Below are 15809 nucleotides of genomic sequence, written 5' to 3'. Positions count from 1 at the left end.
GCTTTCAAACCAAATCAAAATTAAGTTGTATATCATCTGACAACACCGTGGAGACGCAGGTCAAAATTTCCCCTTGCTGAATCTCTTTATCCGTAAGATATTCGTTATCAGACATCTCCACTTCGCCTTTTTCTAAAATGCATCGGCAGGCGCCACAAATCCCTGACTTACAAGAATAAGGCAACGCATAGCCTAAATCTAACAGCTGTTGCAGGAGTTTGGCTTTGTTGTTTTTTAAACGAACCACAGGGCTTTTTTCTTTGTTAAGCTGCCACTGCACACGGATGTTCTCCACCAAAGGATAGTGCTGGTCTTCTGGGAAAATGCTCTCGTTAAAACTCGCAAACAGTTCAAAATGAATATTTTTCTTCCTCATTCCATTATTGTAGCAAGCGGTAGCGATGTCCTTAATCATCGCGCCAGGACCGCAGATCAGGATTTCATCCACAGCATCCCAAATGGTAGATTCCTCGTCATCCTCATCTAAATGAAGCAATTGGTTGATGATGAGTTCTATTTTCTTCTCGTTAATTCGCCCAAAAAAGAAAGGATGCGTTTCTTCTTGAGAATAGAATTGATAAACTTCTAAACGCTCGCCATATTGAGCTTTCAGAGCGGTTAAATCTTCCACAAATACAGCATCAGCCTTGGTTTTATTGGCATAGAACAGAAAAAAACGCGTGCCGCTTTCCGTATAGAGGATGTGTTTAAGATGCGAGATAATCGGTGTAATGCCAATGCCGCCCGCAAAGCCTAAAATAGTGCGTTTTTCATTAGGTTTATCCGCCAGCACAAATCTCCCCATCGGCATCGTGCTCAAGATTTCATCGCCAACTTGGTAATTTCGGTTGATGTCTGCCGCAAAAGATGCCTCGTGATTGATTTTTAAAGCGATGTCCCAAGTGCCTTCATATGGCGCCGAAACCAAGCTATAATCCCGCTGAACGCCTCTATGCTGTAGTCTTAAATATTGCCCAGATTGGAAAGGATGTACCACGCCCTCAGGCGGTTGCAGCCCCAGCAAAAACACATTTTTGGATAATTGCCTTTTTTTGATTATTTTTAGCCCTTTAAAATCAGGTTCTATACTTTTGTTAATCTCACTCATAAGCGAACAAAAATAATAAAAATTTATGAAAAAATTAGTTTTAGGCATCGCCTTATCTTTAGCCGTATTAAGTTGTAACAAAAAAGAGGAAGCTGCGACCTCTGAACACACCAGCGTAGACACGCTAACCGTAGCGGAGCCCGCTGCTTCTGTGGCTTTAAAGGAAGTTAGTAAAGCGGAACTCAGCCAGCTCCTACAGCCTAAGGACAATGATACGCTCTATGTGACCAACTTTTTTGCCACTTGGTGCGGACCTTGTATGAAAGAAATTCCTCATTTTAAAGAGCAAATGAAGGCATTGAGCGGTAAGCCTGTGCGGTTTACCTTCATCAGCTTAGATGAAAAGGAAGATTGGGACACCAAGGTGAAAGCTTTTGGCGAAGAAAATGGGCTTTCATCACACATTTTACTATTTGATGGCAAGCAATTAGATGATGATTTTTTCAAAAATCACTTTAAAACTTGGAAAGGCGAAGGCATTCCGTTCACATTGATTCAGAAAGGCAAAAACAGTAGCGAAACCGAAGGCAGTATGAGTGCCGAAGAACTCGATAAAAAACTCAACGCTTTTTAAACCTCTGATGCTGCACCATCGCCAATTTAAAACTCTGATAACCTGTATTTTAATTACTGTAATGATTGTGATTATAGTCAATTTAAATACGGGTTATCTTGCGCTTAGCCTCCCTGATTTTCTGCAAGATACGCCACACCACACCATTGCGATGTTGCGTGTGCACCGCGTTTTAGCGATGTTGTTTGCAGGCGTTGCCATCCCCACTGCGGGCTTTTTATTGCAAGAATATTTTCAAAATCCACTGGCGGGACCTTCTGTTTTGGGCATTTCTTCTGTGGCGAGCCTTAGTGTGGCAGTTTTTATTTTTTTCTCGCACCAGTGGGTATTACCCGAGATTTTGCAAAGCGGTTTTATGAGCATTACCGCCATATTGGGCAGCTTGGGGCTTATGCTAATTTTGATCTTATACGCCCACCGATTTCAAGATGCTTCATTTCTGATTATTTTTGGCTTTTTGGTGTCGGCATTGGCGGGCGCTATCATTTCTTTTTTGCAATTGTATGCTGAGAATCAAAGTCTTAAAAATTATATTCTGTGGAGTTTTGGCGCTAATAATCAGCTGGATACTTACCAAATCATCATTTTATTCAGTTGTATGATGTTGGGGTTGGTTTTTGCGTTTAAAAGCATTAAACCGCTCATTGGCAATAGTTTAGGTACCGCTTATGCGCAGAGCTTTGGCGTTAATTTAAAGCGACTTAGGCTTTATATCATCATCGCTTCATCAGTACTTTCTGCCAGTGTTACCGCTTTTTTGGGACCTATTTTGTTCATCGGAATTGTGGTGCCTCATTTTAGCCGAATGGTGTTCAACCCTGCCTTACTTTGGCAACAGTGGCTCCTCAATATGCTGATTGGCATTTTGGTTTTGCAGATTTTTTCCATTATTTCCGAGTTGATGAGTATGCCGCTGAATGTAATCACTTCCCTTTTTGGCATTCCTGTGATTTTAACAATGATGATGAAGCGAAAAACCACCTAATCCGATGAGCAACGCCCCTTTTTTATCCATAAAAAATGCCAATATAGGCTACCAACAACCACTGATTGAGCAAGTGAACGCCCAAATCCATCAAGGCGAAGTGGTGCTGATGATTGGAGCAAACGGCATCGGCAAAACCACGCTTCTCAAATCTTTGCTGAAGCAAATACCATTTCTTAACGGGCAGGTTTATCTCAATCAAAATAACCTCAACAAACTGGATATAAAGACTTTGTCTAAAAACATAGCCGTAGTTTGGTCTAAATACCAACTGCCGCAACATTACACCGTGCGAGATTTGGTCGCCTTAGGGAAATATGTGCATTATCCTTATTATTTTAGCTTAAAACCAGCCGATGAGGCAGAAGTAATGCGCATTATCCAAAATTTAGGTTTAGAAATGTATGTCCAGCAAAAACTCAACACTTTATCTGATGGCAATCTTCAAAAAGCCTTTATCGGCAGGGCTTTGGCTCAAAATACCCCAATGATTATTTTAGATGAGCCCACCACTTATTTAGATGAAAATAATAAAATCAGCATTCTAAAATTATTGAGAAATCTGGCGCAGAAACACCACAAAACCATTTTATTTTCCTCCCACGATTGGCGCTTGGCTAAAGAATTTTCTGACCAAATATGGTTGATCAAAGAGAAAAAACTATACGCAGGGGTCGTGGAAGATGTATTAAAAGCCCACGCAGAACTTACCCACTTTCCGACTTTTCATTTCTCAGAAACCTTTAAAGCGCCCAACATTACCGCGCCAGATGAGGAACGCAGTCTATTACTCAGCTTACTTAGAAAAAATACAGCTCAAGATTGGTCTGCCTACCAGTTTCATTACCAAAATCACCACTGGCAACTGCATTCTTCAGATGGAAATTGGCGTAATTTCAAAAATTTTCAAGAAATAAAAACATTCTTTAATCATTTACAAAAATAAAAGTCTAAAAAAGAATTTATTTTAAATGGTATGTTTTGCATATCATTTAAAACACTGATTATCATTAAATTAACATTAAATTAACAAATATTTACTATGCATGCATAGTATTTTTGTTTATATTTGGCTTATTAAAAAGTAAATGAAAAATGGAAGCTCTCAACAAAGTAGAAAGCATTGATTTAATCCTAAAATCCACTTGGCTATCTGTGTCTAAAATGTACGCAGAGAAAGCCCAAGAACACCAATCTACCACGGTTCAGGCGCTCACCCTTTTGAAAATAGACCCTAAAAAAGGTACCCGAAGTACCAATTTGGGCCCCAAAATGGCGATAGAGCCTACATCTCTCACCAGAATTATCAAACTTTTGGAAGACAACGGCTATATTTATAAGGAAAAATCCGCCACGGATAAACGGGAAGTCATCATCAAACTTACCCCAAAAGGTATAGAGTCCAGAAATTTATCCAAAAAGATGGTATTGGCTTTTAATCAGTCTGTTATAGACCATATAGCGCCTGAGAAATTAGAAATTTTTAAAGAAGTGATGAAGGATATTTCCAGCATCGCTAACGAACTGAATTGTAAAAAATAAATAGTTGATTATCGTATGAAAAGACGCATTAAACACATTACCGTATTAGGCTCAGGGATTATGGGCGCGGGCATTGCTGCACATTTTGCCAACATTGGCGTAGAGGTGCTGATGCTGGACATTGTCCCTTTTGAGCTCACTGATGCCGAGCAAAAAAAAGGCATCACCAAAGAAGATCAAGCTTTTAGAAACCGTATTGCAACGGAAAATTTGGCTAAACTCAAAAAAGCCAGTCCTGCACTACTCTACTCGCCTCAGTTTGCAGACCGCATTAGCGTAGGAAATTTTGAGGATGATATGCCAAAAATTAAAAATACCGATTGGATTATAGAAGTGGTGGTAGAGCGCTTAGATATCAAAAAATCGGTGTACGAGCAGATTGAAAAATACCGCCAGCCTGGCACTTTGGTGTCTTCCAACACTTCGGGGATTCCTATCCACCTCCTTACCGAGGGCAGAAGCGAGGATTTCAAACACTATTTCGCTGGTACCCACTTCTTTAATCCTGTGCGCTATCTCCCTCTATTAGAGATTATTCCAACGGCAGACACCCTGCCAGAAGTGGTCAACTTCTATATGGAATACGGGGCTAAGTTTTTAGGAAAAACGACCGTATTAGCCAAAGATACGCCCGCTTTCATTGCGAACAGAATTGGCGTTTTCAGTATGATGGATTTACTCCATAATGTTAAAAAACTCGGACTTTCGGTGTCTGATGTGGATAAATTAACAGGTCCTGTTATTGGGCGCCCTAAGTCGGCAACTTTCCGTACGGCAGATGTGGTGGGCTTAGACACCTTAGTCCATGTAGCCAATGGCATTCGAGAAAGTGGCACCGAAACCAATGATTTTAATGATGTTTTCCAACTGCCAGACTACATCCAAACGATGATGGATAACCAGTGGTTAGGCTCTAAATCTGGACAAGGCTTCTTCAAAAAAGTGAAAAACGCCGATGGAAAATCTGAAATTTTAGGTTTAAATCTGGAAACCCTCACCTATGAAGCTCAAGAGAAAACCGCCTTCCCAACTTTAGAATTGACCAAAAATATAGACCAACCGATTAGGCGTTTTAAAGTTCTTATTGATGGCAAAGACAAAGCTGGCGAGCTCTATAGCCTTTCATTAGGGGCGCTTTTTGCGTATGTGTCTCATAAAGTACCTGAGATTTCTGATGAAATTTATAAAATTGATGATGCTATGCGCGCAGGTTTCGGCTGGGAAAATGGACCTTTTGAAATTTGGGATGCCGTGGGCGTTCAGCGTGGTATAGAGTTAGCCAAAGAGGCTGGCTATGAAGTTTCCGATTGGGTAAAACAACTGGCAAGCGAAGGCAAAACTTTCTACCAAATCAATAATGAAGGGCATTCTACCTTCTTCCATCAGAACGAATATCAGCCTATTCCAGGGCAAGAGGCTTTCATCATTTTGGATAACATCCGAAAAAATAAAACCTTATGGAGCAACTCCGGCTCTGCCATTCAAGATTTAGGCGATGGCATTATCAACTTTGAAATTCGCTCTAAAATGAACTCCCTCGGTGGCGAAGTTTTAGATGGCTTAAACCGTGCGATAGACCTTGCAGAAAAGGAATATGATGGTTTAGTGGTTGCCAACCAAGGGGCTAATTTCTCCGTAGGAGCTAATTTAGCAATGATTCTGATGATGGCAATTGAGCAAGATTGGGATGACCTCAATATGGCAATTGCTTACTTCCAAAAATCAATGATGAGACTCCGTTATTCCTCTATCCCTACCGTGGTGGCGCCGTTTGGAATGACCCTTGGTGGCGGCTGCGAGATGACCCTCCACGCCGATCGTGTGGTGGCGGCGGCAGAGACTTATATCGGATTGGTAGAAGTAGGTGTGGGCGTGATCCCTGGCGGCGGCGGTACTAAGGAGATGACCCTAAGAACCATGCAACAAGTCCACAAAGATGATGTTAAAAACAACCGCTTGCGCGATGCCTTTATGAACATCGCAATGGGGAAAGTCGCTACTTCTGCCTACGAAGCCTTTGATATGGGCATCCTTCAGCACGGTAAAGATTTTGTAGTCGTAAATAAAAATAGACAAATTGCCGAAGCCAAAAAAGTAGCAAAACTAATGGCAGAACAAGGCTACACACAGCCTATTCCTCAGAAGGTTAAAGTAGTCGGCAAAGATGCATTAGGGATGTTCTATGTAGGCACAGACCAGATGTTGGCAGGAAACTACATCTCTGAACACGATAAAAAAATAGCGGATAAACTCGCTTATGTGATGGCTGGTGGTGCCCTCTCCGAGGAAACTTGGGTAACGGAACAGTACCTCCTCAACTTGGAGCGAGAGACCTTCCTTCAACTCTGTGGCGAGAGAAAAACCTTAGAGCGTATTCAGTATATGTTACAAAAAGGAAAACCACTAAGAAACTAAGATTTAAACCATTAACCTGCCAATCTGGTACCCAGTACTATTTGGCATAATATCGTAAAAAGAATGAAAACAGCATATATTATTAAAGGTTTCAGAACTGCGGTGGGCAAAGCTCCCAAAGGAAGCCTGCGTTTTACAAGACCTGATGTGATGGCGGCTACCGTAATAGAACACCTGATGAAAGCCGTACCTCAGTTGGATAAAAACAGAATAGACGACCTTATCGTAGGCAATGCGATGCCCGAAGCCGAACAAGGGCTCAATGTGGCAAGGCTCATTTCCCTAATGGGGCTACAGACGGATAAAGTGCCTGGCGTTACCGTGAACCGTTATTGCGCTTCAGGCTCGGAGGCTATTGCTATTGCCTCGGCTAAAATACAAGCAGGAATGGCGGATTGCATCATCGCAGGAGGAACAGAATCCATGAGTTACATCCCTATGGGAGGCTATAAACCTGTGCCAGAAACAGAAGTTGCCAAATCTAACCCAGATTATTATTGGGGTATGGGCTACACTGCCGAGGCGGTTGCCAAAGAATATCAAATCAGCCGTGAGCAACAAGATGAATTCGCCTTTGCATCGCATCAAAAAGCACTAAAAGCCTTAGCCGAAAACCGTTTTGCGGATCAGATTGTGCCAATCCCTGTGGAATACACCTATTTAGATGAGCAACAAAAACTCCAGACCAAAACTTTTGATTTTAAACAAGATGAAGGCCCAAGAAAAGACACCTCGTTAGAAGGTTTGGCTAAACTTCGCCCTGTATTTGCCAATGGTGGCAGTGTAACGGCAGGAAACTCATCGCAAATGTCTGATGGCGCGGCTTTCGTTATCGTGATGTCAGAAGAGATGGTCAAGGAGCTGGGCTTAGAGCCAGAAGCACGCTTGGTTTCTTATGCTACGGCAGGTTTGGAACCTCGCATTATGGGGATGGGACCTGTTTATGCTATTCCAAAAGCGTTAAAACAAGCGGGCTTACAACTGAATGACATTGAACTTATTGAACTCAATGAAGCCTTTGCCTCACAGTCCGTTGCCATTCGTAACGAACTCAACCTCAATCCAGAAATTTTAAATGTGAATGGTGGAGCCATCGCTCTGGGGCATCCTCTGGGCTGTACAGGAACAAAACTCACCGTGCAACTCTTAGATGAAATGCGCAAACGCGACAACAAATACGGTATGGTAACCATGTGCGTGGGAACAGGACAAGGTGCTGCCAGCATTTTTGAATTATTATAATGTTTAATCTAAAATCTATAAAATTATGAATACTAAAGGAGGAGAATTTCTCATCAAAGAAACTCCAGCAACCCAAATCTTCTCTATGGAAGATTTCTCAGAAGAACAAAAAATGCTCCGCGACTCTGCCAAGGAGTTTATCGATAGAAAAATAGTCCCTAACAGAGAACGCTTTGAGAATAAAGACTATGCCTTCACCGAAGAGTGTATGAAGGAAATCGGCGAAATGGGCTTTTTAGGCATTGCCGTTCCAGAAGCCTATGGCGGCTTAGGAATGGGCTTTGTTACCACTATGTTAGCGTGTGATTATCTTTCAGGCGCTACAGGCTCCCTCGCTACAGCTTATGGCGCTCATACGGGCATCGGTACGCTGCCCATCCTACTCTACGGTACAGAGGAGCAAAAACAAAAATACCTACCAGACCTCGCTGCAGGGACTAAATTTGGGGCATACTGCCTAACCGAGCCAGATGCTGGTTCTGATGCCAACAGTGGTAAAACCCGCGCTAAACTCAGCGAAGATGGGCAACACTACATCATCAATGGACAAAAAATGTGGATTTCTAACGCTGGTTTTGCGGACACCTTCACTTTCTTTGCCAAAATAGATGATGATAAAAACATCACGGGCTTTGTGGTTAACCGCTCGGAGTTAGAAAATCCTGAGAGTTTAAGTTTCGGTGAGGAAGAGCACAAACTGGGCATTAGAGCTTCCTCTACGCGCCAAGTGTTCTTCAATGATATGAAAGTGCCTGTGAGTAGCCTCTTAGGTGAGAGAAATAACGGTTTTAAAATTGCACTCAACGCCCTTAATGTAGGGAGAATCAAACTTGCAGCCGCTTGTTTAGATGCTCAGCGCCGTATTTTAGACCACGCCATTCAGTACGCTAATGAGAGAAAACAATTCGGAGTTTCTATCTCAACTTTTGGTGCTATTCGTAAAAAAATTGCTGAAATGGCGACCAATACTTTCGTGAGTGAAGCGGGAGCTTATCGCGCTGCCAAAGATGTTCAAGATAAAATAGATGCCTTAGTGGCAGAAGGGATGAACCACCAAGAAGCCGAGCTCAAAGGTGTGGAGGAGTTTGCCGTGGAATGTTCTATTTTAAAAGTTTTCGTTTCTGATATTCTACAGCAAGCGGCAGATGAAGGCATCCAAATTTTTGGTGGAATGGGCTTCTCAGAAGATACCCCTATGGAAGCTGCGTGGCGAGATGCCAGAATTTCTCGTATCTATGAAGGCACTAACGAAATCAACCGCTTGTTATCGGTAGGAATGCTCATCAAAAAAACGATGAAAGGACAAATAGACCTGATGAGCCCCGCTATGGCTGTGGGCAAAGAGTTGATGTCTATCCCATCTTTTGAAACTCCTGACTATTCCGAATATATGAGCGAGGAAAAAGCCATCATCGCGAATTTGAAAAAGGTCTTTTTGATGGTTTCTGGTGCTGCCCTTCAAAAATATATGATGGAAATTGAGAAACAACAGCATTTATTACTCAACGCTTCGGAAATTCTCAACCAAATCTATATGGCAGAATCCGCCGTGCTAAGAGCCGAGAAGCACTTTGCCGCAGATTCCGTGGAAGCCGCGATGGCACAGCTCAACCTTTATAAAGCGGTGGAGAAAATCATTACCGCAGCTAAAGAAGGCATTGTGTCCTTTGCAGAAGGTGATGAACAGCGGATGATGCTTTCTGGGCTAAGACGCTTCACCAAGTACACCAATACCCCAAATGTGATTGCGCTAACAGAGAAAATCGCAAAGCATTTTGTTGACAAAGGGAGTTATTAAGCCCCTGATTTTTCCATAGTTTGATAAAAAAAGCGTTACAATTTTTAGGATTGTAACGCTTTTTGATATTTTAGACTTGCCTCATTGAAATCGGAATGGAAAAAATCCAATTCGCAAATGGGTAGACTATTCTATTCTCTTTTAAGCGGCTTTTATTTTATGCCTTGGGTGTATTTGGAACAGGATAGCGCTCGGTAAAACAGCCAAAACAATGCTGATCCGAACCTAAAATTTCCTTTAAATTTTCTAAACTCAAAAACTCCAAAGAATCAACGCCTAAATACTCTCTTAGCTCCTCTACCGACATATTTGCAGAGATTAAATCGTCTTTTGTTGGGGTGTCAATCCCGAGGTAACAAGGGGCAATAATCGGCGGAGAGACGCTCCGAAAATGGATTTCCTTAACGCCAGCATCTTTCAAAATTTTAACCAAACGCTTAGAAGTGGTGCCTCGCACAATAGAATCATCAATGATGACCACCCTTTTGCCCTTAATTTCGGAGATAATTGGGTTAAGTTTAAGATTGACAATGCGCTCCCTCATCTCCTGAGTTGGTACGATAAAAGACCGCCCAATATATCGGTTTTTAATCAACACAGGGCGAAACGGAATGCCAGAAGCTTTAGAAAAACCAATAGCGGCAGGCACGCCAGAATCTGGCACACCAATGACCATATCTGCCTCCACAGGGGCTTGCTCCCAAATTTTCTCACCCGATTTTTCTCGCACTTCGTGAACATTGATGTGCTCCATTTCGGAATCTGGGCGTGCAAAATAAATGTACTCAAAAGAGCAAATATGCCGCTGACAGTCTTTCTTCACGAGGTAAGATTTTAAGCCTTCTTCATTCTCGCCCGTGTAGATAATTTCGCCAGGTTTGATGTCTCTGATGTAGCGTGCACTCACAGCATCTAAGGCGCAACTTTCTGATGCCACCACATAACCCTGACCTTCCATTTCGCCCAATACCAAAGGGCGAATGCCATTAAAATCTCTAAAAGCAAAGAACTTATTGCGCGTCATCCCCACCACAGAATACGCCCCTTGGATGCGCTCCATCGTGGCTTTTATCGCGCCTCTTAAACCTAAATCTAAATTTTTCTGAATCAACCGAAGAATGACCTCAGAATCCGAAGTGGCTCTGAAAACTACGCCTTCCGCTTCCAGCTCTTGTTTTAACTCTATCGCATTGGTTAAGTTGCCATTATGCGCGATAGAAAGGATGATTTGGTCATATTCATTTTTGGCAAAAAAAGGCTGAAAGTTGTATTTTTTCTTATCGCCAGCCGTGGTGTATCGGGTGTGTCCAATCACGCTGTTTCCCATAAAAGCCTCAGGTTCATGGATTTCCTTATAGACATCCAGCACCAAGCCTTCATCTTTAAGGTTGAGGATTTTACCATTATGGCTCACCGAAATGCCGCACGCCTCCTGCCCACGGTGCTGCAAGGCAAACAACCCAAACTGCGAAAGCGAAAAAGTATCCAGATTGTCGCCAGAATAGAGCCCAAAAATGCCGCATTCTTCTTGTGGCGCATCCATGGCTTCTTCCTCCTTCGTTCTGAAAAGGTTTCTGCCGTACGCTCGATTTTTAAACTGTTTAAGGTAGTCTTCCCTATGTTGTGCTAAACTTTTCATTGACATTTTTAGCCTTTTATGATGCTAATACTTTTTTTAGTCTGTCGTAAATTTCTTCGTAGGCCTCTGTGACCTCGCCTAAATCCCTTCTGAAACGGTCTTTATCCAATTTTTTCATGGTATCTTTATCCCATAATCGGCAGGTGTCAGGAGAGATTTCATCAGCTAAAATGATCTTGCCATCTTGGGTTTTTCCTAATTCAATTTTAAAATCTACCAAGATGATATTCATTTTATCAAACAAATCAATTAGAATATCGTTAATTTTTCCTGTCAGTTGATACATTTCTTCTAATTCTCCCTTAGTGGCTGCCCCTAAGAAAATCGCATGATAATCATTGATGAGTGGGTCTCCTAATTCATCTTTTTTATAGCAAATATCAAAAATGGTCACTGGTGATTTGATACCTTCTTCCACGCCTAAACGCTGTGCCATACTGCCTGCAGCGTAGTTTCTGACCACCATTTCTAACGGAATAATATTCACTTTTTTAACCAATTGCTCGCGTTCATCCAGCTGTTGTATAAAATGTGTTGGAATGCCTTTTTCATTCAAATATTGAAAAATCAGCGTGGTAATCGCATTGTTGATGGCACCTTTTTTATCCACTTGTCCCTTTTTTTGGGCGTTAAATGCTGTAGCATCATCTTTAAATCTTACAATCACTTCGTCGGCTTTGTCCGTAGCGAAAACTTGTTTTGCTTTACCTTCATAAAGCATCTCTTTTTTTTGTATCATTTTTATTACTTTTTATCAATTTTTATTTTTTGAAATAATCTACTCCATTTTTGAATACATTATGATAATTGGCATTAGGCATATTTTTAAACAAACCTGCCGCATAGCGCTCAGGATGCCCCATTCTACCAAAAATCTTACCACAAGGACTAGTCACCCCCTCAATTCCAAATAGAGAATTATTAGGATTGAACGGCATTCCGTGGGCTATATTACCCTCTAAATCTATATATTGTGTTGCAATTTGCCCTTGCTCATACAGCGATTGGAGGACTTTTTTTGATGCCATAAAACGCCCCTCACCGTGAGAAATTGGAATGGTGTAAGTTTGATTTTTCATTCCTGCAAGCCACGGCGAATGGTCATTAACCACCTTAATATGAACCATTTGCGAAATATGTCGCCCAATGGCATTATGCGCCAGTGTAGGCGATTGTTCATCTAAATCTCTGATTTCTCCATAAGGCAACAGCCCAGATTTAACCAAAGCTTGGAAACCATTACAAATCCCAATGATCATCCCATCTCTTTCCAAAAATTTCTGAATGGCAGTTCTTATGGTTTCATTTTTAAGAACATTGACCATAAATTTAGCCGAGCCATCAGGCTCATCACCTGCAGAAAAACCTCCTGAAAATGCCAATATTTGGGCTTGCTCTATTTCTTTCGCCCACACCTGCATACTCTCTTGGAGCGCTGTGGGGTTGAGATTTATTATCGGTTTCATCGCTACCTCTGCCCCTTCTTTTCGGAAAGCATTTAGGGTTTCATACTCGCAGTTGGTCCCTGGAAATACTGGCGTGAACACCCGCGGTTTAGCGATGTGATGCTTCTTAATGGTAATCTCTTTATAGCGATTTCCGTTAAGAGATTCATCAAATTCTACCACTATTTTTTCTGGCTCTTGGGTTGGAAATAAGTTCTCAAAAGTAGAAGTATAGGCTGAAAGTAATTCTTTAATTGAAAATTCTAAATTATTTATTTTCATAATTTTATTTCCTTTGACTTTACCCACTACTTTAATTAAAGGATGTTGTAATTCTTTCGTGCTTTCAATGATAAGGCCACCGATGTTTTTACGCAATGCTTGCGCCTCATCCAAAGTCACCTCTGCACCTAAGCTGTTACCGAAACACATTTTTGCCAATGCCACGGCAACACCGCCTTCTTTAATGGTTTTTACGGAAACAATGGCGCCTTCTTTAATCTGTTGGTGGATAAAATCATAAACCGAAATAAGCGCTTCGTAATTTGGAAGTCCGTTCTCTTGCATTTGGTGCTCAAAATGGTAGATATAGTTTCCAGCTTTCTTAAACTCTGGCGAAATGATATGCGATTTTTGCCCTGGAGCACACGCAAAAGAAATAAGCGTAGGTGGCACATTAAGCTCTTGATAAGTCCCTGACATCGAGTCTTTGCCTCCAATAGCTGCCAAACCTAAATGCATCTGCGCATCATACGCACCCAACAACGAAGCCAAGGGTTTGCCCCATTTTTCTGGATTTTGCCCTAATTTTTCAAAATATTCTTGAAAACTTAGCCTAATTTCTCTAAAATTACCGCCCATTGCTACAATTTTAGACACACTCTCTACCACCGCCATACTGGCACCCACCATAGAGTTTTGCTGAGAAAGATCCGCATCAAATCCCCAGCTCGCTAAGGACACAGTTTCTATATCTCGTGCCTCCAAAATCGGGAGTGTTTGCACGCTGCCCTCCATAGGCGTTTGTTGATGAATTCCACCCAATGGCAATGCCACCGTAGTAGCGCCCACAGTGGAGTCAAACATCTCCAACAATCCTTTTTGAGAGGCTATATTTTTATCCGAAAGTAATTTTTTAAAATTCGTAAGTGTCAGTGGATGTAACTCTTGCGTTGTGTTTTCTAAATGAGTTACCGTGGCTTTTTGGGTTTTAGCACAGCCATTGGTATCCAAGAAATCTCGGCTTAAATCCACGATTTTATTGCCTTTCCAAAACATCTGCATTCGCCCAGTATCCGTGACTTTTGCTACCGCAACAGCCTTAATATTTTCAGCCTCGCAAAGTTGTATAAACTGTGCTTGGTCTTTGGCATCCACAACCACCGCCATCCGCTCTTGAGATTCCGAAATGGCTAATTCAGTGCCGTTCAAGCCTTCATATTTAAGCGGTAAAGTGTCCAAATTGATATCTAAACTCTCGGCAATCTCGCCAATAGCCACCGATACGCCCCCTGCACCAAAATCATTGGATTTTTTAATCAACTGTGTTACCTCAGGGTTTCTAAACAAGCGTTGGATTTTCCGTTCTTCCACCGCGTTACCTTTCTGAACCTCAGTAGATAGCGTATGGATAGCGGTTTCATCTTGCTCCTTGGAACTTCCCGTAGCGCCACCGACGCCATCTCGCCCTGTTGCTCCGCCCAAAACAATCACCACATCGCCAGCTTTAGGTTGCTCTCTTTTAACCCAATCCACAGGCACAGCCCCCACCACAAATCCGACTTCCATACGCTTGGCACGGTAGCCTTCGTGGTAAATTTCTGATACTTGCGTGGTTGCCAACCCAATTTGATTTCCATATGAAGAATAGCCGTTGGCCGCCTGTTTGGTAATGGTTCTCTGAGGGAGTTTCCCCGCTAAAGTCTTCTCTATCGGCTCTAAAACATCCGCAGCGCCAGACAATCTCATCGCTTGATAAACGAACGAACGCCCAGATAAAGGGTCTCTAATGGCTCCCCCCAAACATGTGGAAGCCCCACCAAAAGGCTCTATTTCCGTTGGGTGGTTGTGGGTTTCATTTTTAAATAAAAGGTACCAAGGTTCTTTTTTACCATCGTATTCAGCGTCAATTTTAATAGTACAAGCGTTGATTTCATCAGAAATTACTAAATTGTCCAATTTTCCTGTTTTATGGAAATATCTTGCACAAACGGTTGCCAAATCCATTAAAGTCAGTGGCTTATTTTCACGACCTAAAAATGCTCTTTTTTCGAGGTAATCCTTAAAAATACGCTCCAAAGTGGCTTTAAATTGCCCTTCAAATTGAATATCCGTCAGCTCGGTTTCAAAAGTGGTATGGCGGCAATGGTCGCTCCAATAAGTGTCCAACACCTTGAGTTCCGTTTCTGTAGGATTTCTATTTTCAGATTTGAAATAATCTTGAATAAACTCCAAATCATCTAAGCCAAAAGCGAAGCCTTGCTCGTGGTAAAATGCCGACAGTTGCGCTTTGTCCCAATGGATAAAATCGGTATAAATTTTCACTTCATCTGGAGCTTCTTCCTCAGGAATGGCTAACACGGACAAATCTTTTTCTTGAGACTCTACTTTATTGATTAACAGATCTTTAACCTTATCTAAATCTTGTAGTGTAGCCCCTTGAATTTCAATCAGTTTACCACTACGAACGGTGGCTTTTTCATTGGTGAGTAACGTGATGCATTGCTGCGCAGAATCCGCCCTTTGATCGTACTGCCCAGGGAGAAATTCCGTAGCGAAATAAGTGGCTTTTGCAGGATTTTCCGTATGCAAAACATCGGTTACAGGGTCTGCAAAAATATTGTGCACCACTTTGGAAAACTGCGCTTCATCCAGCCCAAAAATATCATAGATATTATAGACTTTTACGCCTTGAATGGTTGGAACTGCCGTTTTGATTTCGTTAAAAACCGCAGGGCTTTCTACATCAAAAATGCCTTTTTTTTCTATATAAATTCGTTGATTCATTTCTTTTTTCAAACTTACTTATTATCTTTATTATCACAAAAAAACAGCCCTCGCG

Annotated in this window: 11 protein-coding genes; 7 read left to right on the top strand and 4 right to left on the bottom strand. The window is 41.8% G+C overall.

The window, feature by feature from the left end; all coding sequences use genetic code 11:
• Positions 1-4 precede the first annotated feature (4 nt).
• On the bottom strand, positions 5-1108 hold the full coding sequence (locus tag NYR17_RS05465; protein WP_302504728.1) for a 2Fe-2S iron-sulfur cluster-binding protein: 1104 nt from the start codon (positions 1106-1108) through the stop codon (positions 5-7).
• A 25-nt stretch (positions 1109-1133) separates the two neighbouring features.
• Here NYR17_RS05465 and NYR17_RS05460 point away from each other — a divergent pair, with 25 nt between their 5' ends.
• The 7 genes from NYR17_RS05460 (at position 1134) to NYR17_RS05430 (ending at position 9664) form a co-directional block, all read left to right on the top strand.
• A complete protein-coding gene (locus NYR17_RS05460; RefSeq protein ID WP_302504727.1) occupies positions 1134-1682 on the top strand; it encodes a TlpA family protein disulfide reductase in 549 nt (182 codons plus the stop codon).
• Between the two features lie 61 nt (positions 1683-1743).
• Entirely contained in the window at positions 1744-2667 is a 924-nt protein-coding gene (locus NYR17_RS05455; protein WP_302504726.1) for a FecCD family ABC transporter permease, read from the top strand.
• Between the two features lie 4 nt (positions 2668-2671).
• A complete protein-coding gene (locus NYR17_RS05450; protein ID WP_302504725.1) occupies positions 2672-3613 on the top strand; it encodes an ABC transporter ATP-binding protein in 942 nt (313 codons plus the stop codon).
• A 149-nt stretch (positions 3614-3762) separates the two neighbouring features.
• Positions 3763-4209, top strand: coding sequence for a MarR family winged helix-turn-helix transcriptional regulator (locus NYR17_RS05445; RefSeq protein WP_302504724.1), 447 nt, complete (start codon positions 3763-3765; stop codon positions 4207-4209).
• A 15-nt stretch (positions 4210-4224) separates the two neighbouring features.
• The gene (locus tag NYR17_RS05440; RefSeq protein ID WP_302504723.1) at positions 4225-6624 is read left to right on the top strand and encodes a 3-hydroxyacyl-CoA dehydrogenase/enoyl-CoA hydratase family protein; all 2400 of its coding nucleotides are present in this window, start codon (positions 4225-4227) and stop codon (positions 6622-6624) included.
• 63 nt (positions 6625-6687) lie between these two features.
• The gene (locus tag NYR17_RS05435) at positions 6688-7866 is read left to right on the top strand and encodes a thiolase family protein (protein ID WP_302504722.1); all 1179 of its coding nucleotides are present in this window, start codon (positions 6688-6690) and stop codon (positions 7864-7866) included.
• Between the two features lie 25 nt (positions 7867-7891).
• Positions 7892-9664 (top strand): acyl-CoA dehydrogenase family protein, encoded by a 1773-nt coding sequence (locus tag NYR17_RS05430; RefSeq protein WP_302504721.1) that lies wholly within the window; start codon positions 7892-7894, stop codon positions 9662-9664.
• A gap of 157 nt (positions 9665-9821) precedes the next feature.
• Here NYR17_RS05430 and purF read toward each other — a convergent pair whose 3' ends face one another.
• The 3 genes from purF to NYR17_RS05415 are packed head-to-tail and all read right to left on the bottom strand — an operon-like array spanning position 9822 to position 15754.
• Positions 9822-11303, bottom strand: coding sequence for an amidophosphoribosyltransferase (gene purF, locus NYR17_RS05425; RefSeq protein ID WP_302504720.1), 1482 nt, complete (start codon positions 11301-11303; stop codon positions 9822-9824).
• A gap of 16 nt (positions 11304-11319) precedes the next feature.
• Complete coding sequence (purC, locus tag NYR17_RS05420; RefSeq protein ID WP_302504719.1) at positions 11320-12042, bottom strand: phosphoribosylaminoimidazolesuccinocarboxamide synthase; 723 nt, start codon at positions 12040-12042, stop codon at positions 11320-11322.
• A 22-nt stretch (positions 12043-12064) separates the two neighbouring features.
• Entirely contained in the window at positions 12065-15754 is a 3690-nt protein-coding gene (locus tag NYR17_RS05415) for a phosphoribosylformylglycinamidine synthase (RefSeq protein ID WP_302504718.1), read from the bottom strand.
• Between the last annotated feature and the right edge of the window lie 55 nt (positions 15755-15809).

The sequence above is a fragment of the Riemerella columbina genome (assembly GCF_030517065.1).
Classification (GTDB): Bacteria; Bacteroidota; Bacteroidia; order Flavobacteriales; family Weeksellaceae; genus Riemerella; species Riemerella columbina_A.
The sequence above is the reverse complement of the archived record's forward strand: the minus strand, read 5'-3'. Positions and strand labels throughout refer to the sequence as shown.